The 26555-nt window shown below is 31.2% G+C and carries 26 protein-coding genes; 20 read left to right on the plus strand and 6 right to left on the minus strand.

Annotation, left to right across the window (positions count from 1 at the left end; translation table 11 throughout):
- The first annotated feature begins 44 nt into the window (after positions 1-44).
- Positions 45-986, plus strand: a complete 942-nt coding sequence (locus Q4487_RS01365; RefSeq protein ID WP_303542576.1) for a hypothetical protein — start codon at positions 45-47, stop codon at positions 984-986.
- Positions 987-988: 2 nt separating this feature from the next.
- Here the strand turns inward: Q4487_RS01365 and Q4487_RS01370 are convergent, their stop codons facing one another.
- Together Q4487_RS01370 and Q4487_RS01375 are read right to left on the minus strand one after the other, a co-directional pair.
- The gene (locus tag Q4487_RS01370; RefSeq protein ID WP_303542578.1) at positions 989-1555 is read right to left on the minus strand and encodes a GNAT family N-acetyltransferase; all 567 of its coding nucleotides are present in this window, start codon (positions 1553-1555) and stop codon (positions 989-991) included.
- Entirely contained in the window at positions 1552-2199 is a 648-nt protein-coding gene (locus Q4487_RS01375) for an alpha/beta hydrolase (protein ID WP_100896195.1), read from the minus strand. Before Q4487_RS01375 ends, Q4487_RS01370 begins: the two co-directional genes overlap by 4 nt.
- 90 nt (positions 2200-2289) lie before the next feature.
- Between Q4487_RS01375 and Q4487_RS01380 the strand changes: the two genes are divergently transcribed.
- The 15 genes from Q4487_RS01380 to Q4487_RS01450 all read left to right on the plus strand — a co-directional run bounded on the left by Q4487_RS01380 (position 2290) and on the right by Q4487_RS01450 (position 18087).
- Positions 2290-2715 carry a PaaI family thioesterase gene (locus tag Q4487_RS01380; RefSeq protein ID WP_100896194.1) on the plus strand — a complete coding sequence of 142 codons (426 nt, stop codon included), beginning with the start codon at positions 2290-2292 and terminating at the stop codon, positions 2713-2715.
- Positions 2716-2719: 4 nt separating this feature from the next.
- Positions 2720-3829 (plus strand): chorismate-binding protein, encoded by a 1110-nt coding sequence (locus tag Q4487_RS01385; protein WP_303542579.1) that lies wholly within the window; start codon positions 2720-2722, stop codon positions 3827-3829.
- Positions 3830-3894: 65 nt separating this feature from the next.
- Entirely contained in the window at positions 3895-5652 is a 1758-nt protein-coding gene (gene menD, locus Q4487_RS01390; protein WP_303542581.1) for a 2-succinyl-5-enolpyruvyl-6-hydroxy-3-cyclohexene-1-carboxylic-acid synthase, read from the plus strand.
- 41 nt (positions 5653-5693) lie between these two features.
- Complete coding sequence (locus tag Q4487_RS01395) at positions 5694-6038, plus strand: DUF2853 family protein (RefSeq protein ID WP_100896191.1); 345 nt, start codon at positions 5694-5696, stop codon at positions 6036-6038.
- A gap of 83 nt (positions 6039-6121) precedes the next feature.
- On the plus strand, positions 6122-6949 hold the full coding sequence (locus Q4487_RS01400; protein ID WP_100896190.1) for a S1 RNA-binding domain-containing protein: 828 nt from the start codon (positions 6122-6124) through the stop codon (positions 6947-6949).
- A gap of 152 nt (positions 6950-7101) precedes the next feature.
- The gene (locus Q4487_RS01405) at positions 7102-7710 is read left to right on the plus strand and encodes an SPOR domain-containing protein (protein ID WP_100896189.1); all 609 of its coding nucleotides are present in this window, start codon (positions 7102-7104) and stop codon (positions 7708-7710) included.
- Between the two features lie 2 nt (positions 7711-7712).
- Positions 7713-8618, plus strand: coding sequence for a 1,4-dihydroxy-2-naphthoate octaprenyltransferase (gene menA / locus Q4487_RS01410; RefSeq protein ID WP_303542585.1), 906 nt, complete (start codon positions 7713-7715; stop codon positions 8616-8618).
- 37 nt (positions 8619-8655) lie between these two features.
- Complete coding sequence (locus tag Q4487_RS01415) at positions 8656-9402, plus strand: LytTR family DNA-binding domain-containing protein (RefSeq protein WP_100896187.1); 747 nt, start codon at positions 8656-8658, stop codon at positions 9400-9402.
- 301 nt (positions 9403-9703) lie between these two features.
- Positions 9704-11734, plus strand: coding sequence for a sensor histidine kinase (locus Q4487_RS01420; protein ID WP_303542589.1), 2031 nt, complete (start codon positions 9704-9706; stop codon positions 11732-11734).
- Positions 11735-11756: 22 nt separating this feature from the next.
- Positions 11757-12437, plus strand: coding sequence for a metal-dependent hydrolase (locus tag Q4487_RS01425; RefSeq protein WP_303542590.1), 681 nt, complete (start codon positions 11757-11759; stop codon positions 12435-12437).
- Between the two features lie 12 nt (positions 12438-12449).
- The gene (locus tag Q4487_RS01430; protein WP_303542592.1) at positions 12450-13499 is read left to right on the plus strand and encodes an o-succinylbenzoate synthase; all 1050 of its coding nucleotides are present in this window, start codon (positions 12450-12452) and stop codon (positions 13497-13499) included.
- Positions 13490-14428, plus strand: a complete 939-nt coding sequence (locus Q4487_RS01435) for a CPBP family intramembrane glutamic endopeptidase (RefSeq protein ID WP_303542594.1) — start codon at positions 13490-13492, stop codon at positions 14426-14428. Before Q4487_RS01430 ends, Q4487_RS01435 begins: the two co-directional genes overlap by 10 nt.
- Positions 14418-15473 carry an AMP-binding protein gene (locus tag Q4487_RS01440; RefSeq protein ID WP_303542596.1) on the plus strand — a complete coding sequence of 352 codons (1056 nt, stop codon included), beginning with the start codon at positions 14418-14420 and terminating at the stop codon, positions 15471-15473. Before Q4487_RS01435 ends, Q4487_RS01440 begins: the two co-directional genes overlap by 11 nt.
- 92 nt (positions 15474-15565) lie before the next feature.
- Complete coding sequence (locus Q4487_RS01445; protein ID WP_303542598.1) at positions 15566-15985, plus strand: Plug domain-containing protein; 420 nt, start codon at positions 15566-15568, stop codon at positions 15983-15985.
- Positions 15986-15990: 5 nt separating this feature from the next.
- Positions 15991-18087 (plus strand): von Willebrand factor type A domain-containing protein, encoded by a 2097-nt coding sequence (locus Q4487_RS01450; RefSeq protein ID WP_303542599.1) that lies wholly within the window; start codon positions 15991-15993, stop codon positions 18085-18087.
- Between the two features lie 39 nt (positions 18088-18126).
- On the opposite strand, the gene Q4487_RS01455 is transcribed toward Q4487_RS01450, so the two are convergent.
- Together Q4487_RS01455 and Q4487_RS01460 are read right to left on the minus strand one after the other, a co-directional pair.
- Positions 18127-19401 (minus strand): MFS transporter, encoded by a 1275-nt coding sequence (locus tag Q4487_RS01455; RefSeq protein WP_303542836.1) that lies wholly within the window; start codon positions 19399-19401, stop codon positions 18127-18129.
- A gap of 29 nt (positions 19402-19430) precedes the next feature.
- Entirely contained in the window at positions 19431-21059 is a 1629-nt protein-coding gene (locus Q4487_RS01460; protein WP_303542601.1) for an acyl-CoA carboxylase subunit beta, read from the minus strand.
- Positions 21060-21151: 92 nt separating this feature from the next.
- On the opposite strand from Q4487_RS01460, the gene Q4487_RS01465 reads away from it, so the two are divergent.
- The 3 genes from Q4487_RS01465 (at position 21152) to ettA (ending at position 24156) form a co-directional block, all read left to right on the plus strand.
- Positions 21152-22135: a Gfo/Idh/MocA family protein gene (locus Q4487_RS01465; protein ID WP_303542603.1), complete on the plus strand. Its 984-nt coding sequence runs from the start codon at positions 21152-21154 to the stop codon at positions 22133-22135.
- A 65-nt stretch (positions 22136-22200) separates the two neighbouring features.
- Positions 22201-22377 (plus strand): CAL67264 family membrane protein, encoded by a 177-nt coding sequence (locus Q4487_RS01470; protein ID WP_170854685.1) that lies wholly within the window; start codon positions 22201-22203, stop codon positions 22375-22377.
- An 87-nt stretch (positions 22378-22464) separates the two neighbouring features.
- The gene (ettA, locus tag Q4487_RS01475; RefSeq protein ID WP_100896177.1) at positions 22465-24156 is read left to right on the plus strand and encodes an energy-dependent translational throttle protein EttA; all 1692 of its coding nucleotides are present in this window, start codon (positions 22465-22467) and stop codon (positions 24154-24156) included.
- A 72-nt stretch (positions 24157-24228) separates the two neighbouring features.
- On the opposite strand, the gene Q4487_RS01480 is transcribed toward ettA, so the two are convergent.
- Positions 24229-25017 carry an MBL fold metallo-hydrolase gene (locus tag Q4487_RS01480; RefSeq protein ID WP_303542607.1) on the minus strand — a complete coding sequence of 263 codons (789 nt, stop codon included), beginning with the start codon at positions 25015-25017 and terminating at the stop codon, positions 24229-24231.
- A gap of 1 nt (position 25018) precedes the next feature.
- Positions 25019-25486 carry a GNAT family N-acetyltransferase gene (locus Q4487_RS01485; RefSeq protein WP_303542609.1) on the minus strand — a complete coding sequence of 156 codons (468 nt, stop codon included), beginning with the start codon at positions 25484-25486 and terminating at the stop codon, positions 25019-25021.
- Between the two features lie 167 nt (positions 25487-25653).
- Between Q4487_RS01485 and Q4487_RS01490 the strand changes: the two genes are divergently transcribed.
- Positions 25654-26541 carry a hypothetical protein gene (locus tag Q4487_RS01490; protein WP_100896174.1) on the plus strand — a complete coding sequence of 296 codons (888 nt, stop codon included), beginning with the start codon at positions 25654-25656 and terminating at the stop codon, positions 26539-26541.
- Positions 26542-26555: the final 14 nt, after the last annotated feature.

The following is a 26555-nucleotide window of genomic DNA, read 5'->3' on the forward strand; positions in this document are numbered from 1 at the left end:
TCTATTTAATTTTTTATAACTAATAAATAACCTAATTTTGGAGTATGACGTTAACCAAACACCATCTTTACTTATTAGCTATTTTTCTATTGCCTTTTTCTATAGGCGCACAAGAGTTACGTATTTTTACAAAAGCAGATTTTAATTTAGTTGGCAATGTTAAAAAGAGTACCGTAATTACTAAGTACGGTAAAGAGGAATTTTACTTTAATAAGGATGGAAAGTTAAATAAGTCTATTACACGTTATACAGACCAAGATTACAGTATAACATACTACAGGTACAAGAACAACGAGATTTTAGAAAAACGTCTAGAGAACTATAGAGATGGTGTTTTTGATAAAAGCACATCTATAGCTCATATTTTTAAAATTGATACTACCAACAACAAACATATTACAGAGAAGATACTTACATACAGTAAAAAGTTTTTAGACCAGTATGAGTATGAGTTTGATGCTGATGATAAATTAATAGTAATTAAGCGTATTAATAATGAAGAGGTAGATGAAACCACAATAAGGTACACTACTAGAGATAACGAAAAGGAACAAGCATTCTACTTAAACGGAAAAATTTTAAAATCTGTTAGAGAATCATACAAGACAAATACAAAAAACGAAAAAATAAAAACGGTTTTAACCAAGCAATTCTTAGATGGCAAACCTTTAAAGGCAGAGGAAGTAGTTAGTAAAGAAAATGGTACTATTATTTATAAAGATTACTTTGTACCAGATGCTACAGAGTCTAAATTTGTTTTTGATAAAAAAGAAACTTACACCTACAAGCCAGAAGAACTAGTTATAGATAAGATAACAGTAACAAAAGTTAAAACAACTAAAGAAATAACCTATATGCACCAGTTTGACGGTGATAATGGAAACTGGATTAAACAGGTAATATCACCAGACAATACGTATACTACACGTAAGATAGAGTATTACCCAGAAGAGTTGCAAGCAGTAGAAGAGGAGATTAAGAAATAGTTTTATTTGTTAAAATACTTTTGTTTAATAGTAGGCCATTCTTCTTTTAAAATACCATAACAGCAAGAGCTACGTCTAAAATTATCTTTTGTGATTACATTTTTTCTTAAAATACCTTCAAGAGAAGCTCCAAGTTTTTCAACAGCTTTTCTAGATTTTATATTTCTTTCATCTATACGAAACTCTACTTTTTCAAAGTTCAATTTTTCAAAAGCATAGGAAAGCATTAGGTATTTCATTTTATGATTTAGTCCTGTTCCTTGCGTAGCAGGTGAAATCCACGTCCACCCAATATCTAAAACTTTATTTTTATAGTCAATGTTGCCAAAACGCGTAGAACCAATATATGCTGAGGTTCTTTTATCAAAAATAAGAAAGGCAATTGCATTTTCAGCCTCTAATGCTGTAGTTATATAATTGGTTAATTTTTCTATGGTAGATACATCATTAGAACCATATTTATACAAATCTACTTGTTGTGCAGTAGGCCATAGCAAGCTTATGTGTTTTTGTTGTAAAGGTATTAGTTGTACGGTGTTGTCCTCTAAGTTGTTTATAGTATGTATCATTCTACTAAAGAATTTATTATTTCTTTTTTTACTTCGTGTACCCCCTTAAAAGTTATAAAGTTGGTGTTAGGGTCTATAATGTTTTTAATTCTTATTTTTTCTAACTGCTTGCGATCATCATCAAAATAAGCATCTTCATCACCCACTATATAAGTAGTTTTTGTTTTATTATCACTTAGGTAAGTAAAGTCTTCTTTAGAGAGTTCTTTTGGCACAGTACCAGCATATAACACAAAGTGGTTGCATTTAATTTTTTCCTGAGCTAACCATCTTGTAACAACAGATACTCCTTGGGAATACCCTAATACTATAAAATTAGTATGTTCAGGGATGTTTTCTGTTTTGTAAACGGTGTTTAAATATGTTATAATATTTTTTGTTTCTGCAACGGTATTTTCTCTAGTAAGCCAACTTGCGCCAATATGGGTAAACTTATTGTTTAAGTAATATTTAGATGGTGCTTGTGGTGCAATTATGTAATTTTCTTTGGTATTAAGTTCTTTAAAGTAACGTAGAAAATATTTACTTAAATAACCAATTCCGTGACATACAAGCCATACGTTTTTAGTATCCTTGGTTAAGGTATTAAGAGTAGCGTAAGAGTTAGTTGTAGTATAAGTTACTTCTTTTTCTGTAAGCTGCATAAACTATTGTTTGTATAGGTATAAAAATCAAAATTTAAAGTTATGGCTTTTGTTGTATTTGGATTGGTTATTTTTACAAAAAAATAGAAGATGAACGAATTTCAAGAAAAAATACTACGTATTTGTAATGAAAACTCTAAGAATACGCTAATGGAAACATTAGATATAGAGTATGTAGAAGTTGGTGAGAATTTTTTAGTTGCTAAAATGCCAGTAACACCAAAGGTATATCAACCAGATGGTATTTTACATGGCGGAGCAACAGCAGCATTAGCAGAAAGTGTTGGTAGTGCAGCGTCTTATATTTTTTTAGATGGAAAAGAATATTTTGTACGTGGTTTAGAAATTACTGCAAACCACGTTAAGAGCGTTAAGGATGGTAATGTGTATGCTAAAGCTAGTATTATACATAGAGGAAGAACTACGCAGCTATGGGAAATTAGAGTTACTAATGATGCTGAAGAATTGGTATCTTTATGTAAGTTAACAACTATTTCTTTACCAAGAAAAAAGTAATTAAATGAATCATTTTTTTGAGCAATTACAAGCGCAGCTTAATAACCAAAAGCCTTTTGTAGTTTACAGAAAACCAAATGAAGCTGTAGTTACAGCTGTTTTACAGCAAGATACTGTATTACACCACGTAAAAGACTATCAGGAGTCTGGTTTTGTATTTGCTCCGTTTGATAGTACTGCGGCATCAATCATAATACCTAACACAACTGTTATAACATCAAACTACATTGTAGAAGAACAAACAACTTCTACTGTAGATGGTGATGTAGTTATTTCATCAACCCAAAAAGAAAAAGAAGCACATATTGCACTTGTAAAAAGTGGCGTAGCTGCAATTTCAGAAGGATTGTTAACAAAAGTTGTTTTGTCTCGCAGTATAAAAGAACCAAGTAAAAAAGAGCCTTTACAGTTATTTAAAGAGTTATTGGCTACTTATAATACTGCGTTTTGTTATTTGTGGTATCATCCTAAAGTAGGAATGTGGTTGGGGGCAACACCAGAAGTATTGCTAAAAACAAATAACCAGCGTTTAGAGACTTCGTCTTTAGCAGGTACTCAAGTATATAAAAAAGGACAGGAGCCAGTTTGGGGAGAAAAAGAATATAATGAGCAGGATGTTGTTACGCAGTTTATTAAAAAAGAACTGGCAGATAAAGTAACTAATTTAAAAGCTACAGAAGTAGCATCTGTAAGAGCAGGCAAATTATGGCATTTACGCACCAAAATAACGGGAGTAATGCAAAACAATTTAAAAGATATTTTAGAAGCACTACATCCTACGCCAGCTACTTGTGGTTTGCCTAAGCAAAAAGCTAAAGACTTTATATTAGAAAACGAAAGTTATAAAAGAAGTTTTTATACTGGTTTTTTAGGAGAACTAAACTTTAGTAAAGAGCAATATAGGGCAAAAACAAAGCGAAATATAGAAAACAGAGCATATTCAGCTATAACTAAGGTTAGTAATTTATACGTTAATCTACGCTGTGCAGAACTTACTAATGACGCCGTTAAAGTATACGTAGGTGGTGGTATTACCATTGGGTCTAACCCAGAAAAGGAATGGGAAGAAACTGTTGCTAAAAGTGGTACTATGTTGCGTATTATTTTAAAATAATTGGGTAAACTATGCTTTAGGATGTACTTTTGCATAATTAAATTACTAATAAATATTCTTATAATTTGAGATACTCTAGCATACCTACTGCCCAATCTGTAATACTGCATTGTAAGGCTAAAGGGGTTAAAGATATTGTAATATCACCAGGTTCTAGAAATGCACCATTAACTATTGGGTTTACAGAAGATCCGTATTTTAAGTGTTATAGTGTAGTAGATGAGCGTTGTGCTGCTTTTTTTGCACTAGGTATTGCACAAAATACGGGTAAAATTGTAGCTGTAGTGTGTACTTCTGGTAGTGCTATGCTTAACTATTACCCAGCAGTAGCAGAGGCTTATTATAGTGATATTCCTTTACTTGTAATTTCTGCAGATAGGCCAAGTTATAGAATAGACATAGGAGACGGACAAACAATACGGCAAGAGGATGCTTTTAAAAACCATATTGGTTACCAAGCCAATTTAAAGCAAGATGTTTCCCATGCTACTGAAACAGTTGAGAAATTTGGACAGTCTATATTATCCTCTAAAAAAACAATAGAAGAGCAACAAAAAAATATTAATGTGTACAATGGCGTTGAGTTAGAAAATGCTATAGATTATGCTATGCAGGAGTTTGCTCCAGTACATATTAATGTGCCCTTAGAGGAGCCTTTGTATAATACAGAGGAGCATAGTTGTGTATATCCTACAGTAAAGGAAGAAGAAGATGTTATGCCAAAAGCCTGCTCTAGGTTAGATGATTTTGCTTCTATATGGAATACGTCTACTAGAAAAATGATTTTAGTAGGTGTTAATAAGCCAAATGTAGTAGAACAGCAGTTTTTAGATGAATTGGCAGAAGATGAATCTGTAATTGTATTTACAGAAACAACATCTAACATACACCATCCAACATTTTTTAATAGTATAGATAGCATTTTAGCTCCTATTGAAAAATCTGAGAATAAAGAAGAGTTATTTTCTGCACTAAGACCAGATGTATTGTTAACCTTTGGTGGGTTAGTAGTATCAAAAAAAATAAAACATTTTTTACGCAATTATAAGCCTAAACACCATTGGCATATAGATGGTAAAAAGGCATACAATACATTCTTTAGTTTGTCTCATCACTTTAAAGTAGACACAAATACGTTTTTTAATACTTTTTTAGATAAGACAAAGTTTGTAGATAGTACGTACTTTGCTAAATGGTCTAAAGTAAAAGAGAATTATGAAGAAAAACGTAATGCTTACTTAAAGACTATTGAGTTTTCTGATATGCTAGCTTTTTCAAACATATTACCAAGCATACCAGATGGGTACCAAGTACATTTATCTAATAGCTCTACGGTAAGGTATGCGCAGTTATTTCCTTTAAAAAATACGCTAAAGGTATATTGTAATAGAGGAACTAGTGGTATAGATGGTTGTACGTCTACAGCCGTAGGTGCATCAATCTATAACAAAAAGCCAACGTTACTGGTTACAGGAGATTTAAGCTTTTTGTATGATAGCAATGCACTTTGGAACAATTATATAAAACCTAATTTTAGAATAATTGTAATAAATAATAGTGGTGGAGGTATTTTTAGGATTCTACCAGGGCAAGAAGAAACAGAAAATTATAAAACATATTTTGAAACCGCTCATAATTTAGAAATTTCTAATTTGTGTACTATGTATGGTGTTGATTATAAGTTGGCTGAGGACGAACAAACGTTAAAGCAACATTTAGAAGATTTTTACAATGAATCTGATAAAGCAAAATTATTAGAGGTGAAAACACCTAGAATAATAAACAATAAAATTTTGCTTAGTTATTTTGATTTTATATCTTAGAAGCATTATTAACATTAACTATACAAAAGAACATTAAAATTATGAGTCAAAGAGATGATTTAATTACAAAGTATGCAGCGGATTTAAAAGATAAGTTTGGAGAAACTGCAGATATGGATTTATTAACAAAAGTAACTATTGGTTTAGGTCCGTCTATTTATAATAAAGATTCTTCTAAAGTATCTGGTTCAGATGAAAAAGAATTAGAAACAGTGAAGAAAAACTTTTTAATGAAAAAGTTAGGGATGAGTGATGATCCTAAGTTAATGGAAGGTATTAAAGCTGTTATGGATAAATACGGTGCTTCTAACAGAAACAAACATAGAGCTGTTGTGTATTACAAATTAGCACAACATTTTAAAAAGGAGTCTGTTTACAATAAATAGATTTTAATAAATTATGTAAAAGAGGCTACCTAAGTAAGGTAGCCTCTTTTTTTTACTGTACTTTTGTAGCATATAATAGTAAAATGGAATTAGGAAAATACAACTCTTTAGAAATATTAAGAGATACCAGTGTTGGTTTGTTTTTAGGAGATACAGACGGTAACGATGTTTTGTTACCAAATAAATATGTGCCAGAGAATTTTGAAATAGGAGATATGCTTACTGTATTCTGCTATTTAGATTATGATGAGAGACCTATTGCTACAACATTAAAACCATACATTATTCGTAATGATTTTCATTTGTTGCGTGTAGCTGAGGTTAATAACTTTGGTGCTTTTATGGAATGGGGATTAGAGAAGCATTTATTAGTGCCATTTAGAGAACAACGAACTAAAATGGTAGACAATCAATGGTATATTGTTTATTGTTATTTGGATGAGCAAACAGATAGGTTGGTTGCATCTAATAAATTAGATAAGTTTTTATCTAACGAAGAGTTAACTGTAGAGAATAATGATGAGGTAAATGTATTATTTACTCGTAAAACCGATCTTGGTTGGGAAGTAATAATTAATAACCTGCATAAAGGCTTGGTGTATGCTAATGAAGTATTTAAAGATATAGCAATTGGTGATAAACAAATAGGATATATTAAAAACATACGACCAGACAATAAAATTGATGTTTCTCTACAACCTCTAGGGCATTTAATTTTAGAGCCAACGGCTAATACTATTTACGAAAAATTAAAGGATAATGGAGGCTTTTTAGGCTTACATGATAAATCTGATCCTGAAGATATAAAAAGAGAACTACAGCTAAGTAAAAAGGCCTTTAAAAAAGGAATTGGAACATTGTACAGAGAACGTAGAATAGAAATTAAACCAGACGGAATATATTTGATTTAAATAATTAGGAGTTAGTTTGTAAAATTAAACTTACAATAGTAATATTGTGCCTTAAATTAAATACTACAATATTTTATTTTAGTTTAAAAAACGTTAAATTGCATAGACCATATAACTATAAGCAAACATTAACCAACCTGTAAATTTAAAATATGCCATTTATTGAAGAAGTAGATTTATTAGAGCTACACAAAGATATTGATAAGGCTCAATTAATGAACGAACGTTTATTAGATCAAATTAAATATAAAAATAAAGAATTAAAGAGGAAGAGAAGGCAGCGTAATGTCTTAGGTGTAATTGCGGCTGTATTTTTTCTTGGTACTTTGGTGTTTACTTCTTTCTCAGCAGGTTTATCTACAAGAGCAAGAGCTTTTAATACAGAAGAGAATAATAATATTTTAGTTTCTATAGATAGTTTAGATGTTATTAAATCTCGTATAAATAACCTAAAAGAGCAAAACGAAGAATTAAACTTTGTTAATGATTTTTATTTAGCTCGTAATATTCTAGAAAAACAAACAATTTATTCTGTACAAGTAAAAACATTTGTAGACAACAATGTCACATTGGTATCTAACTCTTTAGCAAATACATTATTTGTAAAGAATAATCCTTTTTATACATATTCTATTGGAAATTTTGAAACTATTGAAGAAGCAAGAACTTTTAGGTTGCAGCTTGTAAAAATGGGTTTTGAAGATGCTTTTGTTGCCTCATATAAAGATGGCAAAAGACTAAAAATAGAGAATCCTAACTAAGAATGAAATTAAAAGCTTGGGTAAATGCAGCCAGGTTAAGAACCTTACCATTATCTATTTCCGGAATTATTGTTGGTTATGCTTTAGCTAGTTTTTATGGTTTTGACAATATTACCATTTTTGTATTAGCACTTTTAACTACTGTTGCCTTACAGGTAACATCTAATTTTGCTAATGATTATGGAGATGGCGTAAAAGGCACAGATAATGATGACAGAATAGGTCCAAAACGTGCCTTGCAAAGTGGTATACTTAGCCGTAAGGAACTTAAAAAAGGAATTATAGTTGCTATTGCAATTAGTCTTTTTTTAATAATAGCATTAATATTATCTGCTTTTACAACAGATAGCCTTATTTATATAGGAATATTTTTTTTACTAGGAGTTTTTGCTGTTTGGGCATCAATAAAATACACTGTTGGTAAATCTGCCTACGGCTACAGAGGTCTAGGAGATGTTTTTGTATTTATCTTTTTTGGACTTGTAAGTGTACTTGGTTCTATGTTTTTGCTTACAAAGTCTTTGTATATAATAACTATTTTACCGGCAGTTACCATAGGGTTGCTAAGTGTAGCTGTACTTAACTTAAATAATTTAAGAGATATTGTTTCTGATAAAAACTCAGGAAAAAACACGATTGTAGTTAAAATGGGTTTTTTAAACGGAAAAAGATACCATTATTCAATACTTATAACTAGCTTTATATGCGTATTGTGTTTTACGGTATATAATTATACAAATTTTTTAAACTTTCTGTGGATATTAGCTTATATCCCTATTGCTAAACACTTTATAAAAGTTTTAAAAATGAAGGATTCATCAACAATGGATCCAGAACTCAAAATAGTAGCCTTAAGCAGTTTTTTATTCGCTATTTTGTTTTATTTTAGTTTTAATAATTTTTTGTAAATTAGCATAGATAAAGTCCATTATAAAACCAACAGAATTGGAAAAACCCATAAAAATATTAATTGTAGAAGATAACGTTATTATAGCAGATGATATGCAATCTATGCTAGAAGAAATTGGCTATGAAATAGTTGGTAACGTAATTGTATACGAGCAAGCGGAAGAAGTATTAAGAACAACAGAGGTAGATTTAGTTCTTATAGATATCATACTAGCATCAGACAAAACCGGTATAGATTTAGGTAAGCATATTAGAGACAACTATAACATACCATTTATTTTTGTAACATCTAACTCTGATAGAGCTACAGTAGAAAAGGCAAAAGTTGTTAAGCCAAATGGTTATTTAGTAAAACCTTTTGAGCAACAAGATTTATATACGTCAATAGAAATTGCATTATCTAACTTTAATTATTTAGATAAACAAGGTCTTACAGAGGATGATGTAGAAAAGCCAATGTCCAATTCTGTATTAAAGGATTCTATTTTTGTTAAAAAGCAACATTTATATTACAGAATAAACTTTACAGATATACAGTTTATAAAAGCTGATAATGTATACCTAGAAGTAAACACTGCAGATAAAAAATTCCTAGTTAGATCACCACTAAAAGATTATTTAGAAAAACTACCTAGGGACAAGTTTTATAGAGCTCACAAATCTTACATTGTTAATGTAGATCATATTGGTGCTGTGAACTCCAAAGATGTTATGATTAATGATAAGTTAATCCCTATATCAAAAGAATTTAAAGAGTTTATTATTTCTTCAATGAACTCCTAGTTACCCTAAAATATATTACAAAGCCTTGCTAATTTTCTAGCAAGGCTTTTTTGTTGCTAATATTTAATGAAACCTTGTAATATTAAATAATATATTACCATTCTTACATAACTACGGTTCATTTATACATTTTAAGCAGTTTTGCCTTATTATTTTTGCTATTTTGAGCTTATAATTATTAAGAAAATCATAACTTGCCCTATAGTTTAACAAAAACTTAAGAAGAAAGAGCGTTTTAGGGCAATTCACTCTTTTACTTATACCCAAGTAAGTCAAAATTTTTTTATAATAGACCCCTAATATGATTACAAAAATTGCTGAATTTTTAAGTAACAATAAAAACATAGAGTACACTTTAAAAACTAACACCAGCGTATTTTCTACAAAAATATGTGTAACAGTATTATTTTTTTTACTTGCAATTACTAATACCTCTGTAGCACAAGATATAGAGTTACAACAAACTGTTTTGGATAGCTTTGTTAAAATTCCGTCTGCAAAAGACAAGTTTGCATACTTTTATAAAACACCAAATAGGTATAAGGAAAACTCTAGTTATGAGTGGTTAGAGCGTATAGACTCTATGCTAACAAAGGCAAAAAATGCTCCAGATGATGGTTCTGTAGAATATTATAGAATATTACAAGCTCACATACACCAAGACTTAGTTCAGTATGATAAAAGTATTGCAATTACCAACGAGTTGTATATTGATAAAACAAAGCTAAGTGATACGCTTAAAAGTGCTCTTTTAGATATTATGGATGAGAATTATTCTCAACTTAAATTATATGAAAAGCAAATTGCAATACGTAAAGAAAAAAAGGAACTAGGTTTAGCAGATAATATTTCATTCTTTGATATATATGCAGATCAAGGACTTTATCAAAAAGCAAGAAGTGAGTATATAAGAGAAAAAAGCAATGTTGTTATTAGTCAAGATTATTACGGGCAAGCTGTTTATAACAACAAAATTGGAGATTTTTTAAGATTAGATAAATCATCACAAGTAGCACTAGAAAAATACCAAGAAGCACGTAAATTTATAAACACATATCTAGATACAATAGCAAGACCAAAGACTGAAGATGAATTGGTAAAAGGAGTGCTGTTAAAAGGAGTTATAGAAGGTAACATTGGTAAATGCTATATGTTATTAAAAAGATACGAAGAGGCAATACCCTTGTTAGACTCTAGTTTGGTAAAAATTAGAGAAAATAATGTAGAAGTGTATTCTCAAGATGCTGTAGAAAATACTCTAGACCTAGCTAACTGTTATTTGCAAACTAATAAATTAGACAAGGTTTTAGAGCTTATTAACGATGACTTAAAAACAATTAAGGTGTCTAATGTGTTGCGTAAAAACCAATTGTTAGCGGTTTATTACCAAAAAATGGACGATTATAGAAGAGCAAACTTCTATTTAAATAATAATATAAGAATTAACGATTCTATCAGAGTTAATGAAACGCTAAAAAAGCATCAGCAAATAGCAACAGTTTTTGAAAAAGAACTAGAAAATTCTGAGGATAGATTAGACGAAAAAAAGATAGAATTAGAGAATGCAAAAATAGAGGCTCAAGCTAGTGATGAGCGTATGAGTCTTATTTTAATATCACTAATATTTACATTATTAGGCTTAGGAGGTTTAGTATTTGCGTACATTAAAAGTATTAAAAACCAACGTGTTATTGCAAAGCAAAATAACATTATAGAAAGTCAGTTAACAGAAAAAGATTCGCTTTTAAAAGAGATTCACCATAGAGTAAAAAATAACCTTCAAATGGTATCTAGTTTGTTAAGCTTGCAAACTAAAAATACTAAAAGTAAGGCTGCAATTATGGCTTTAGAAGAGGGTAAAAGTAGAGTAAAAGCAATGGCTTTAATTCATCAAAAATTATATCAGAATGATGATTTATCGGTAATAGAAATGCAAGGCTACGTAGAGAGTTTGGTAAACAGTGTGCAGTCTGTATTTAAAAAAGGCGGACATAACATTAATATTACCATTGATGCAGAAGGTGTAGAGTTAGATATTGACAGAGCAATCCCTTTTGGTTTAATATTAAATGAGCTTGTATCTAATTCCTTTAAATATGCTTTTCCAGATAATGATGAAAACGGAAAAATATACATTCATTTAAGAAACACAGAAACTGGTGGTTACTTTGAGTATACAGATAACGGTGTAGGTTTACCAGAGGATACAGATGAAAGAACAAAGTCATCTATGGGTATTCGTTTAATGAACCGTTTGGTAAATCAGTTACAATCTACACTTAATATAGATAAATCTGTAGAAGGAGTTCGTTTTTGGTTCAATTTTAAATAAATTTGAACTAAAATAACATACTATGAAAATTACATTTCTTGGTCACGCAACTTTGTTACTAGAAGTTGGAGGCAAAACTGTTTTAGTAGATCCATTTATTTCAGGAAACCCAAAGAATAATAATCAAGTAGATAAAGATACTTTAAATCCTGATTATATATTAGTTACGCATGCGCATCAAGATCATGTTTTAGATGTAGAAGACATAGCAAAAAGAACTAATGCGGTAATTGTTAGTAATTTTGAAATTGCTACATATTATGAAAACAAAGGTTTAAAAGTGCACCCAATGAACCACGGTGGTAGTTGGACTTTTGATTTTGGAACCGTAAAATATGTAAACGCAATACATACATCTTCATTTACAGATGGTTCTGAAGGTGGTCTTCCTGGCGGATTTATTATTACATCAGCAAATAAAAGTATTTACATAGCTGGCGATACAGCCTTAACTATGGATATGAAACTTATACCAATGTTTGCCAAATTAGACTTAGCTGTTTTACCTATAGGCGATAATTTTACAATGGGTGTAGATGATGCTATTATTGCATCTAACTTTGTAGAATGTAATACTATTTTAGGTTACCATTTTGATACCTTTGGCTTTATAGAGATTGATGAAGCTAAAGCTGTAGAAAAGTTTAAAGCAGCCGGTAAACAACTACATTTATTGCCAATAGGTGATTCTCTTACAGTATAATACTGTAGTCTTATGAAAGCAATTTATAAAAAATACACTCTAGATTTTAAAAGACCTAGTGGTACGTCACGTGGTATACTAACCCAAAAAGAGACTTGGTTTATTATTTTAAAAAACGATAATAAAACAGGAATTGGAGAATGCGGAATTTTAAGAGGTTTAAGTATAGACGATGTTCCAAATTATGAAGAAAAGCTATATTGGGTGTGTAACAACATTCATTTGGGATTAGATGCTCTTTTGAGTGTTTTAGTAGAGTATCCTAGCATACAATTTGGTTTAGAGCAAGCATTTTTATCTTTAGCAGCAGAAAATCCTTTTATTCTATTTAAAAATGATTTTTCAACCAAAGAAGCTACAATTCCTATAAACGGATTAATTTGGATGGGAGAGGAGTCTTTTATGCATCAACAAATACAACAAAAACTACAAGACGGTTTTAGTTGCATTAAAATGAAAATAGGAGCAATAGATTTTGATAAAGAAGTTTCGCTTTTAAAATCGATCAGAAAAAAATATAAAAAAGAGGAAATAGAGTTACGTGTAGATGCTAATGGTGCTTTTAAAGAAGATGCCTTAGATAAACTTAAAATTTTAGCAGAATTAGACTTACACTCTATAGAACAGCCAATTAAGCAAGGTAATTATGCGCAAATGAAAAATTTGTGTGCCGTTACGCCATTACCTATTGCTTTAGATGAAGAATTAATTGGTGTTTTTGGTGTAACAAAAAAGGAAAACCTGCTACAAACTATACAACCTCAATATATTATTTTAAAGCCTAGTCTAGTTGGTGGTTTTAAAGGTTGTCAAGAATGGGTTACCATTGCAGAGAAGTATAATATTGGTTGGTGGGTTACAAGTGCTTTAGAAAGTAATATTGGCTTAAATGCCATTGCACAATGGACCTACAGTTTACAGAGTAAAATGCCGCAAGGCTTGGGTACAGGTAGTTTGTATACCAACAATTTTAATAGTCCTTTGGAGGTTAGTAACGGAGCTATTAGTTACCGTAATAACTTAGATTGGCAACAAAATTTAATAGAAGATTTATGTATATAGAACAAGGACTAAAAGCAAAAACAAGAGGTATGTGGAAGTATTTTATTCTTCCTACAGGTTTTATAATTTTAATGATATTTAATTATATCTCTGTTAAAGCTTCTCCTGTACCTGTAGATGAGTTAATGGATAAAATGATAGAGCAACTTGGCAGAAACCTTGTGTTTGCTATTAACCTAGTACCTTTAGCTTTTGGTTTGTTGGTTGTTTTAGGTTGGACAAAACTTGTTCACGGGCAGTCTGTAACATCTTTAACTACCGCAAGAAAAAAAATAGACTTTAAACGTATAGGCTTTTCTTTTGCTTTTTGGGGATTACTAACCATATTCTTATTTGCTATAGGTTTTGTACTCTCTCCAGAGGATTTTGTTTTTAACTTTAAACTAGGACCTTTTATAACTTTAGCTATTATTAGCATACTTTTAATACCCTTACAAACCAGTTTTGAAGAATACCTTTTTAGAGGACATATGATGCAAGGTCTGGGTATTTTAGCAGGTAATAAGCTAGTGCCTTTAATTGTAACATCTGTTTTGTTTGGTGTTATGCATATGGCTAACCCAGAGGTAGAAACACTTGGTTATGGTATAATGGTGTACTACATTGGTACAGGTTTCTTTTTAGGTATTATAACTTTAATGGATGACGGTTTAGAACTTGCCCTTGGTTTTCACGCTGCTAATAATTTAATTGGTGCTTTGTTGGTTACTGCAGATTGGACCGTTTTCCAGACAGATTCTATTTATGTAGATGTGAGTAAGCCAGAACTAGGTTGGGATATTTTTGTGCCTGTTTTAGTAATATATCCAATATTAATATTCCTTTTTGCTAAAAAATATAAGTGGACAAACTGGAAAGAAAAACTAACTGGTAAAGTTTTAAAAGAAGAGGAATTGACTCCTGAGCAACTTACAGACAATGCATTTTAATACAAAAATACATCCTAAATTTAAACTTAATGGTGTTTCTTTCTCTTATGATAGTCTAAAAGCGTTTACTTTAGAATTAATTAAGAAAGATAATTTTGAAAATGCCATAGGTTTATTTTTGCAAGATTGGCTTTCTAATTCGCCTACATTAATTGTACATACTTCTGGTTCTACAGGTACACCTAAGCCAATAATAATACATAAAAAGCAGATGATGAATTCTGCTTTAGCAACAGGTGCTTTTTTTCATTTAAAAGAAAGTGATAGTGCTTTGTTGTGTTTGCCAGCGAGTTATATAGCAGGTAAAATGATGTTAGTTAGAGCATTAGTTCTTGGTTTAGAAATAGACTATGTAGATCCTAGTTCTAATCCTTTAAATAAAGTAAGCAAACAATACAAGTTTTCTGCAATGGTTCCTATGCAGGTAAATAATAGTTTACAAAAATTACATATAATAGATACACTTATAATTGGTGGTGCAGCAGTTTCTTTAGATTTAAAAGATAAATTAAAAAATGCCTCTACACATTTGTATGAAACTTATGGGATGACAGAGACTATTACTCATATTGCTTTAAAAGAAATAAAATCGGCATCATTTAAAACTCTGCCAAACGTAAAAATTTCTTTAGATAATCGTAATTGTTTGGTAATAGATGCACCAAAAGTATCAACACAAATTATAACAACTAATGATGTAGTAGAATTAGTTTCAGAATCTGAATTTATATGGTTAGGTAGGTTTGATAATATTATAAACTCTGGAGGAATAAAATTGAATCCAGAGCAGATTGAAGCTAAATTATCTGATTATATTAAAACCGATTTTTTTGTATCTAGTTTGCCAGACCCTGTTTTAGAAAACAAGCTTGTTTTGCTCATAGAAGGTGAGCAACAAAATGAAGATATTTTAGCTGCACTAAAAGAATCTGAGGTGTTTACTTTTTATGAAATACCTAAAGATGTATACTATATACAAGAGTTTACACGTACCAATTCTGGTAAAATTCAACGTATTAAAACTCTGCAATTACTTAAAAAGTAACTTTACTCACTCAAAAGTACACTTCCCTAATTCTATGTTTTTCTATCAATGTCTGTATTGTAGGTTTGTTTTAAACTTATAAACCAGTCATTATGAAAAACTTTTTAATTGCCTTATGTATTATTTTTTGTAGCACACAATTAAGTGCTCAGACAAAAACGGATAAAGTTGTAGTTGCAGACAACGGAGATGTATTTTATAGCTGCTTTCCAAAACTATCAGATAATCTTCCATTCAACATCTATGAGTTAGGAACTGAGAATATAAACACACAGCAAGACTTGTACAATACAATTAGAGCTAAAGTTCCGGGTGTACAAATAACCAATACTCAAAATAATAACATACCAAAAATTACAATGCGTGGTGATAGTAATACCATTGTTATTATTGATGGTATTCGTTATACAGATACTTCAATCTTACAGACTATAAACCCTTTAGATATAGAAAAGGTATATGTAGCTAATTCTGTAGCAGCATCTAACTATTTACTAACCAAAAGAAACTAAACCTTATGAAAAATCTATTATTTATACTTTGCATAATTGTATGTAGCATACAAGCAAACGCACAAGAACTAACAATTACGGGTACAGTTACAGATGCTACTGGCCCTTTACCAGGAGTAAATATTATTAGTACAGGAGCAAAATATGGCACTACCACAGATTTTGATGGCATATATACTATAAAAGCTACTAAAGGAGATACGTTAGCATATACCTACATAGGCTATAAATACAAAGAGGTTGTAGTAAAAGATAATCTTAAAATAGATGTAGTTTTAGAAGAAGATAATACAGCTTTGGATGAAGTAGTTATCACAAGTTATGTAAGTTCTTCAGAGTTAGCATACTCAAGTAGAGTGCGTAATGTTAGAAAGGTTACAAAGAGAGAAAAAATACAAAACAATATTTCTAGTCAATTAGCAGGTAATGTTGCAGGTGTGCAGGTTACAAAGGGTACAAAAAAAACAGCTAAGCCAATACAGATTAGAGGTGTATCTTCAATTAGCGCAGGTAATGAACCATTATACGTTGTAAACGGAGTTCCAGCAAAAGAGGGTAACAGAGCTATTTATAAAATTAAACCATCAAAAATTAAATCTATGGAGGTTTTTAAATCTGCTAAGGCAAGTGTTTTGTTTGGTGAAGCAGGTAAAAATGGATGCGTAATTATTACAACAAAAGGATATACTAGTACAATTAATTATGATGAAGAATATGCTAAGTTATCAGAAAGTCAGTTTAAAAAAGTTACACTAGATCCGCTTTCTACTTTTTCTATTGATGTTGATAAAGCTGGTTATAGTAATATAAGAAGAATGATAAATAACGGAGAAAATATTCCTTTTGATGCTGTTAAGATTGAAGAAATGGTTAATTATTTTGATTATGATTACCCACAACCAACAGACGAGCATCCATTTTCTATATCTACAGATGTAGCTAAAACGCCTTGGAATATACAAACACAATTGGTTCGTATAGGTTTACAAGGAAAAGAGTATTTAAATGAAGAATTACCAGCTTCTAACTTAACTTTTTTAATAGATGTTTCGGGGTCTATGGAAGACCATAATAAGTTACCACTTTTGGTATCTGCTTTTAAATTATTGGTTCATCAACTTAGAGAAAAAGACAAAGTAGCTATAGTTGTATATGCTGGTGCTGCAGGAGTTGTTTTAGAGCCAACTAATGGAAATCAAAAAGAAAAAATAATAAATGCATTGCAAAAATTAGAAGCTGGAGGTTCTACAGCTGGCGGACAAGGTATTCAATTGGCGTATAAATTAGCAGAGAAGAATTTTAAAAAGAACGGAAATAACAGGGTAATACTTGCTACTGATGGCGATTTTAATGTTGGTGCGTCTAGTAATAGCGATATGGAAAAGCTAATAGAGGAAAAAAGAGCATCTGGTGTGTTTTTATCTGTACTTGGCTTTGGTATGGGTAATTACAAAGACTCTAAGTTAGAAACTCTTGCTGATAAAGGCAATGGTAACCACGCTTATATAGATACTATGCAAGAGGCACAAAAAGTATTTGGTAAAGAGTTTGGGGGTACATTATATACTATTGCTAAAGACGTAAAAATTCAGGTTGAATTTAATCCTGCTAAAGTACAAGCATACCGCTTAATTGGTTATGAAAATAGACTTTTGGCAGATGAAGATTTTGTAGATGATACAAAGGATGCTGGTGAGTTAGGAAGCGGACATAAGGTTACTGCTCTTTACGAGGTTGTTCCCGTTGGCGTAAAAAGTGATTATGTAAAAGATGTAGCAGATTTAAAGTATACAAATACAGAAGCTACAGCTAACTATACAGATGAGTTGTTTACGGTTAAGTTTAGATATAAAAAACCAAATTCTGATACAAGTGTAGAAATGGTTCACATTCAAAAAAATGAAGAAACAGTAATGTCTGCAGATTTTAAATTTGCTTCTGCAGTTGTTTTATTTGGACTTAAATTACGTAAATCTCAGTTTACAAATAATGCACGTTTAAGTACAATTATTAAGTTAGCACAAGAGGGCAGAGGAGAAGATAAGCAAGGGTATAGAGCAGAGTTTATACGCTTGGTAAATGCAACGGATAAAGAGTTATAAGGAAAAGTGATGGTGGTTGTGTTTTTTAAAAAGTGCTGACTAAATACTGTTGGCACTTTTTTTATGTTGCAACCTGTAAAAAAAAACAGAAGCTAGTAAGCCAATTAAAGAGAAGCTAGCTAACATTACAAATACGTGTTGATGTCCTAGTTCTCCAGGAGAATTATCTAGTAACATACCCATTAACGGACCTGCAAAAATATCTGGTGTGTAGCCAATAATAGAAATTAAGCCTACGGCAGTACCTGTTAATAGCAAAGGTATGTGACCTTCTTGCATAGTTGCAAAATATAAAGAGCGTACAGCGTAAACTCCGGTTACTGTAATTAGTATGGATGTAATAAATAGTGCTGTGCTAGTAGGTGTTATAACTCCCGATGCAAATAGTAAAGCTCCTATAATACTAAGTATAAAACTAATAATAAGCCAAAGTGTAGTTTTGCTTTTATCTGCTAAAAATCCTATTAAAATACCAATAACTGGTCTAATAAAGAGTAAAAGTGTTCCAATTTCTGCAGATTTAACCTCATTATATAACATTACTTCTTTTGCGTAGAGCGAGAAAACATCTGTAATTTTGTAGCCAACATAAGCACACAAAATAATAACCATTAACAACCAAACAGATGGTATTTTTAATACCGTTTTTATTTGATGCGTAGAGATAGACTGTAGTTGTATTTCTTCTTCTTTAATTTCTTTAGATTTTAAAAAGAACCATACAATTATGCCAATTACAACAATTATGGCAGATGTTACCCAAACAATGTAATTAAATGCTTCTGCTCTATTTGCTAAACTTGCAGTTTCTACAGAACCAATTATAAATAAAGAAAATATAAAAACTCCTAAGGCTCCAAAACTAGCACCAACTAAACCTCTGCCACCATCTAAAAAGCCAAATGCTTTACCTTGAGAAGTATTTCCGCCCCAAACACGAGTAGCTTTTATCATTGGTGCCCAAAACAAAAAAATGGTTGTAAAACCCCAATAACCGTACAATACTTTTAGTACAAAATAGCTAGGGTTTGCAGCAAGTACTAATCCACCTAAAGCAGTAGAAAATAAAGCAATGGCAATTAGCTTTCTAGGAGGAAATTTATCTGCAATTGGTCCGCCTAATAAATAAGAACCCATTGCAACAAAACCGTAAACAGAAAAGCAAGTTCCTAGTTCTAAATTTGTGAGATTAAAAACCTCCAAAACTGTAGGTCTAAAAACTCTAGCTAAAACAAAAGGTAATATAAACACTGCTTCTCCTGATAATATTAGGAGAAACAGGTATAACCAATTATGTTGTTTTTTAGTGTCGATATATAATTTTATTGTGGTGTATTGCTAGTTTAAACCTGTATTACTCCTAAGTTAAAAGGCTTTTCAATAGGAGCGTGGTTTGCAGCTTCTATACCCATAGAGATCCATTTTCTAGTATCTAAAGGGTCTATAACACCGTCAGTCCAAATACGAGAAGCAGCATAATAAGGAGATATTTGCTCATCATATCTTGCTTTTACTTTGTTAAATAATTCTTTTTCTTTTTTCTCGTCTATTTCTTCTCCTTTTTTAAGTAAAGAAGCTTTTTCAATTTGCATTAAAACTTTAGCTGCAGAGTTACCACTCATTACAGCGAGTTCTGCACTTGGCCAAGCAGCAATTAACCTAGGGTCGTATGCTTTACCACACATAGCATAATTACCAGCTCCATAACTATTACCAATAACAATTGTAAATTTTGGAACAACAGAGTTGCTAACAGCGTTTACCATTTTAGCACCATCTTTTATAATGCCACTATGCTCACTTTTACTACCAACCATAAAGCCAGTAACATCTTGTAAAAATACAAGCGGAATTTTCTTTTGGTTACAATTTGCTATAAAACGGGTAGATTTGTCTGCGCTGTCATTATAAATAACACCACCAAATTGCATTTCTCCTTTTTTGGTTTTTACTAGCTTACGTTGGTTTGCAACAATACCAACAGCCCAACCATTTATACGAGCATACCCTGTAATTATAGTTTTTCCGTAACCTTCTTTGTATTCTTCAAACTCAGAATCATCAACCAAACGCTTAATAATTTCAAGCATATCATACTGGTCACTTCTAGATTTTGGCAAAATACCGTAAATATCTTTAGGGTCTAATTTTGGCTTTTTAGCTTCAATTCTGTTAAAACCAGCTTTATCAAAATCACCAATTTTATTTACTATTTTTTTAATTTTATCTAAAGCATCAGCATCGTCTTTAGCTTTGTAATCTGTAACACCAGATATTTCGCAATGTGTGGTTGCACCACCTAAAGTTTCATTATCAATACTTTCACCAATAGCCGCTTTTACAAGGTAGCTACCTGCTAAAAAGATACTAGCTGTTTTGTCTACAATTAAAGCTTCATCACTCATAATTGGCAAATAAGCACCACCAGCAACACAACTTCCCATTACTGCAGAAATTTGAGTAATTCCCATACTACTCATAACAGCATTATTTCTAAAAATACGGCCAAAGTGTTCTTTGTCTGGGAAAATTTCATCTTGCATAGGCAAATAAACACCAGCGCTATCTACCAAGTAAATAATTGGTAGTCTATTTTCTATGGCAATTTCTTGCGCTCTTAAATTCTTTTTTCCGGTAATAGGAAACCAAGCACCAGCTTTTACAGTAGCATCATTAGCAACAACTATGCATTGCTTGCCTTGTACGTAACCTATTTTAATAACAACTCCTCCAGATGGGCAACCACCGTGCTCTTTATACATACCTTCACCGGCAAAAGCAGCTATCTCTATAGCATCTGCTTTATCATCTAAAAGGTAATCTATACGCTCTCTGGCTGTCATTTTGCCTTTAGCGTGTTGTTTTTCAATTTTACTTTTGCCACCACCCAACTTTACTTTACTTAATTTATGTTTTAAATCTGATAAAAGAAGTTTGTTGTGATCCTCGTTCTTATTGAAATTTATATCCATTCTGTAAAAATTGCTTTAGACCATAAAGATAAGTGGAATAATATATATGATATTACTTAACTTTGATAAAAGTTAGAAAAAAAGTTTATTTTATGCGAGAAAAAATTGGTTGGGGTATAGTTGGTTTAGGGAATATTGCAGAGAAATTTGCTAAAGATTTAGCATTGGTGAATACTGGAAAATTAGTTTCAATTTCTTCTAGAAGTAAAACTAAAGGTCAAGACTTTGCTGCCAAGCATAATGTAAAAAATAGTTATAATAACGCACAAGATTTGTTTAACTGTGCAGATGTAGACGTGGTTTATATAGCAACACCACATACGTTACATAAAGAGCTAAGCGTTATGGCAATGAATAGCGGTAAACACGTTTTGTGCGAGAAACCTATGGGTGTTAATACAAAACAGGTTAAAAATATGATTGCTGCATCTGTAAAAAACAATGTTTTTTTAATGGAAGCTTTATGGAGTAGGTTTTTGCCATCAATACAAAAAGTAAAGCAAATTGTAGATGCAAAAGAGTTAGGAGAAATAAGCTATATAAAATCTGACTTTGCTTTTTATGGTTTAGATAGAGCAGAGGAAAGCAGGCTTTTAAATCCAAATTTAGCGGGTGGGTCTTTATTAGATATTGGTATTTATCCTGTTTTTTTAGCGTATTTACTTTTGGGTAAGCCTAATGAAATAATAGCTACAGCAAATTTTTATAAAACAGGTGTAGAAAAACAAGTTTCTATTATTTTTAAGTATGATAATGCACAGGCGCATTTGTATAGTGCTTTAACTGCTAATACCGAGACAAGCTCTGAGATAGCAGGTGATAAAGGTCTTTTAAAATTAGAAACTAGATGGCATGAAGCAGAAGGTTATTATATTGAAAAGTCTAGAGAAAAAGAATATTTTAAAACACCAAAATTAGGAGTAGGTTACACCTATGAAATAGAGGAGGTGCATAAATGTATAACTAACAACCAAATAGAAAGTAAACTATGGTCTCATCAAAATAGTTTAGACTTAATACAATTATTAGATCAAATTAGAGAAAAAACAAACATAGTTTTTCCTTTTGAAGCCTAATTTATTAGGTAAATTACCTATAAAATTACGATATTTGACAATTACTAAACCAACAAAATTAGAAGATGAATAAAAATACAGTTTTAGCGTGGGCTACATTTATAATGATATTTGTAGGCTTGGCGTTAATTGCACTTGGTGCTTTTAGGTATGATGATGTTGCCGGATGGGGATTTGCAGCCGTAGGATTTGGCTTTTTTGCTATTGCTTGGGTTTTTAATGCACTTAAAGGAAGAGTGTAAAACACAATATATTTGGGCAAAACAGCGTAATCTTATGCTGTTTTGCCTTTTTTTAATTCAATTAACAACTAAATAATAATAAAAGATATGTCTGACGATAAAAAAGTCATTTTTTCAATGTCTGGTGTTACAAAAACCTTTAAAACGGCAAATACACCAGTATTAAAAAATATATATTTAAGTTTCTTTTACGGTGCCAAAATTGGTATTCTTGGTCTTAACGGATCTGGTAAATCTACTTTATTAAAAATTATAGCTGGCTTAGATAAAAATTACCAAGGTGATGTAGTTTTTTCTCCAGGATACAAAGTAGGTTATTTAGAGCAAGAGCCACAATTAGACGATGATAAAACGGTAATAGAAATAGTTAAGGAAGGTGTTGCAGAAACTGTTGCTATTTTAGATGAGTACAATAAGATAAACGATATGTTTGGCTTAGAAGAAGTGTATTCTGATGCAGATAAAATGGATAAGTTAATGGCCAGACAGGCTGTGTTACAAGACCAGATAGATGCTAGCAATGCTTGGGAGTTAGATACTAAATTAGAAATTGCTATGGATGCATTACGTACTCCAGATGGCGATAAAAAAATAAGTGTATTATCTGGTGGTGAACGTAGAAGAGTTGCTTTATGTAGACTGTTATTACAAGAACCAGAAATTTTATTATTAGATGAGCCTACCAACCACTTAGATGCAGAGTCTGTACATTGGTTAGAGCACCATTTGGCACAGTATAAAGGTACTGTTATTGCCGTAACGCATGATAGATACTTTTTAGATAACGTTGCTGGTTGGATTTTAGAATTAGATAGAGGTGAAGGTATTCCTTGGAAAGGAAACTACTCTAGCTGGTTAGATCAAAAATCTAAACGTATGGCAGATGAAAGCAAAACAGCCTCTAAACGCCAAAAAACTTTAGAACGAGAGTTAGATTGGGTACGCCAAGGAGCTAAAGGTCGCCAAACTAAACAAAAGGCACGTTTAAAAAACTACGATAAATTAATGAGTCAAGATCAAAAACAACTTGACGAAAAATTAGAGATTTACATACCTAATGGTCCACGTTTAGGAACAAACGTAATAGAGGCTAAAGGTGTTAGTAAAGCTTTTGATGATAAATTATTGTATGAAGACTTAAACTTTAATTTACCACAAGCTGGTATTGTAGGTATTATTGGTCCTAACGGAGCTGGTAAAACAACAATATTTAGAATGATAATGGGAGAGGAAACTCCGGATAAGGGCGAGTTTAGTGTTGGTGAAACAGCTAAAATTGCATATGTAGATCAGAGTCACTCTAAAATTGATCCAGAAAAAACAATTTGGCAAAACTTTAGTGATGAGCAAGAGTTGGTAATGATGGGCGGTAAGCAAGTAAACTCTAGAGCTTATTTAAGTAGGTTTAATTTCTCTGGTAGTGAGCAAAATAAAAAAGTAAGTATGTTGTCTGGTGGTGAGCGTAACCGTTTACATTTAGCAATGACGTTAAAAGAAGAAGGTAACGTGTTACTTTTAGATGAGCCAACAAATGACTTGGATGTAAATACACTGCGTGCTTTAGAAGAAGGTTTAGATAATTTTGCAGGTTGTGCTGTAGTTATTTCTCACGATAGATGGTTTTTAGATCGTGTTTGTACGCATATCTTAGCTTTTGAAGGAGATTCGCAAGTTTATTTCTTTGAAGGTTCTTTCTCTGATTATGAAGAGAATAAAAAGAAACGATTAGGTGGTGACTTGATTCCTAAACGTATTAAGTATAAAAAATTAATTAGGTAATTACCTTTAATTATTTTGATAAAAAAAGCTCCTTATAAAAATATAAGGAGCTTTTTACTTTTATTAATTTTTTTAGTATGAGTTATTTGGGTACCAGTCTAATTGTACAACTTCAATATCTTTATTACTTTCGGTTACTAATTTTTTAAATTTATCAATGTCACTAACATCTGGTTTTCCCCTGTAATGGTAAGGGTACACTTGCTTAGGTTTAAATTCTAGTACGGCACTTGCAGCACTGTTAACCGTCATTGTATATGGTAAATTCATACAAATAAAGGCTTTATCTATATTTTGTAAAGCGCGCATTTCTGGTATGTCTTCTGTATCACCAGAGAAATAAACTCGTTCTCCATTTTTTTCTAATAGATAACCATTACCACGACCTTTACTGTGAAATTTAATAGCTTCTTCTCTTAAATTATACATTGGTATTGCTGTAATTTTTATGTCAGTAAAATCCACAGACTCATCATTATTTAGTACAGTAAGTTTAGTTTTTAAATTATCAGACAATTTATCAGCAACAGCTTGCGGAGCAATAATTGTTGTTTTTTCTGTGTTGATAGCTTCTAGGGTTTCTACATTTAAATGATCTCCGTGAATATCTGTAACTAAAATTAAATTTGGTTTATCTTGGTTTTTAAACATATTTACTCCACCAACAGGGTCAATGTAAATAGTTGTATCTCCCCAGTTAAAAACAGCTGTTGCGTGTTCTATAGGAATAACTTTAAAGTTGCTTTTACGTTCTTTAGAATTTTCTATTGTGGTATTTTTTGTTGCTATGTCTGTTTTTTTTTCGTCTTTGCAGCTCACTAGAAATAAGCAAATAACAACAATACTCGTTAGTTTTTTCATTTTATTTTAAGTTTAGTTCCATTTTTATACTACTTCTTTTATATACAACATCTGGTTCTATAGGAATTTCTACAAAACCAATTTTTTTATAAATATGCAAAGCGTTTTTAAGTTTAACACTAGAGTATAAAATTACTTGTTGCCAGTGTTCTTTTTTAGCAAAGTCAATAGCATAATCTAACAATGCTTGGCCAATTCGTTTTCCTTGATAATCTTCATTTACTGCCATTTTACCTAGCTCATAAACGTTTTCTTTAATTTTAATGTAAGCCACACATCCTACAATGGTATCATCAATTTTAGCAAAAAAAATGTATCCTCCTTTATTTATAATATTCTCTTCGCACTTGTTTAAGAGCTCTATATCCTTTTCTTCTACTTCAAAATACTTTTTTATCCACTCTAAATTTAGTTTTTTAAAGGTTTTAGCGTATTTTGGCTGAAAGGGAATAAATGTTAAATTATTCATTGTTAATTATAATTTTAAGTAATTATTTCCGTTAGACGATTAATCTATACCTACAACCAATTTTTGGGTAGAGATAATCTAAATGGTTAAACCAAAACGTATATAAATTGAACCAAAAGATTAACTTAAGTCAAGTTAATAAATTAAACTGAATTAATAGTATTGTTATGAGTGAGAAAAAGAGTAATACGGGGTTAAAAGTACTTGCTGTTTTATTAGGAGTAGGATTGTTAGGGTCTATAGCCTATACTGTATCTTTATATAAGGATAGGGAAAAGACCAAAACTGTTTTAACACAAGAGAAAGAATATGTAGTTAATGATTTAACTAGCTTACAGTCTGAGTATGACAAAGCTATTATGGAAAGTAACGCTACTAATGAGGAATTAGTTGAAGCTAGAGACAGAATTGCTAAATACATTGATTCTGTTAAAACAATGAAAACAGATATCTCTTCATTATCTAGATATAGAAGACAAGTTAGTTTATTAAAGAAAGAAAGAGCTTTTTTACTTAAAAAAGTAGATTCTTTAACTACTTCTAACACTATGTTAGCAATAGAAAGAGATAGTACTTACCAAGAATTATCTAGACAAACAGTTTTTAATGATTCTTTAGTTGTACAAAATACACAATTAGCTGATGCAGTAGAAAAAGGTTCTGCATTAAATTTAGCTAAGTTTTCTGTAGATGCAGTAAAAGAGCGTAGTAGTGGTAAATTAGTTTCTACAACTAGAGCAGGTAGAGCAGATAAACTTAAAATTTGTTTTACAGTTGCAGACAATGCAATTGCACAAGCAGGTGATAGAGAATTTTATTTAGAAGTTTTAGATCCTCAAGGAAATGTTTTAGGAGAAGGAACTACAAAATCTAACGAAGGTGGAGCATCTTTAACTTATAGTAAAGCAACTGCTTTTTACTACGAGAACAGAACTTTAGACATCTGTGATTATGTAAATAAGCCAGCTGGTGATTTTCAAAAAGGAAATTATATGGCTATAGTTTATGATTCTAAATTAAAAATATTAGGTAAAAGCGAGTTTACTCTTAAATAAACTTTTATTTATAG

The organism is Cellulophaga sp. 3_MG-2023, assembly GCF_030546975.1.
In the GTDB taxonomy this organism is placed as follows: Bacteria; Bacteroidota; Bacteroidia; order Flavobacteriales; family Flavobacteriaceae; genus Cellulophaga.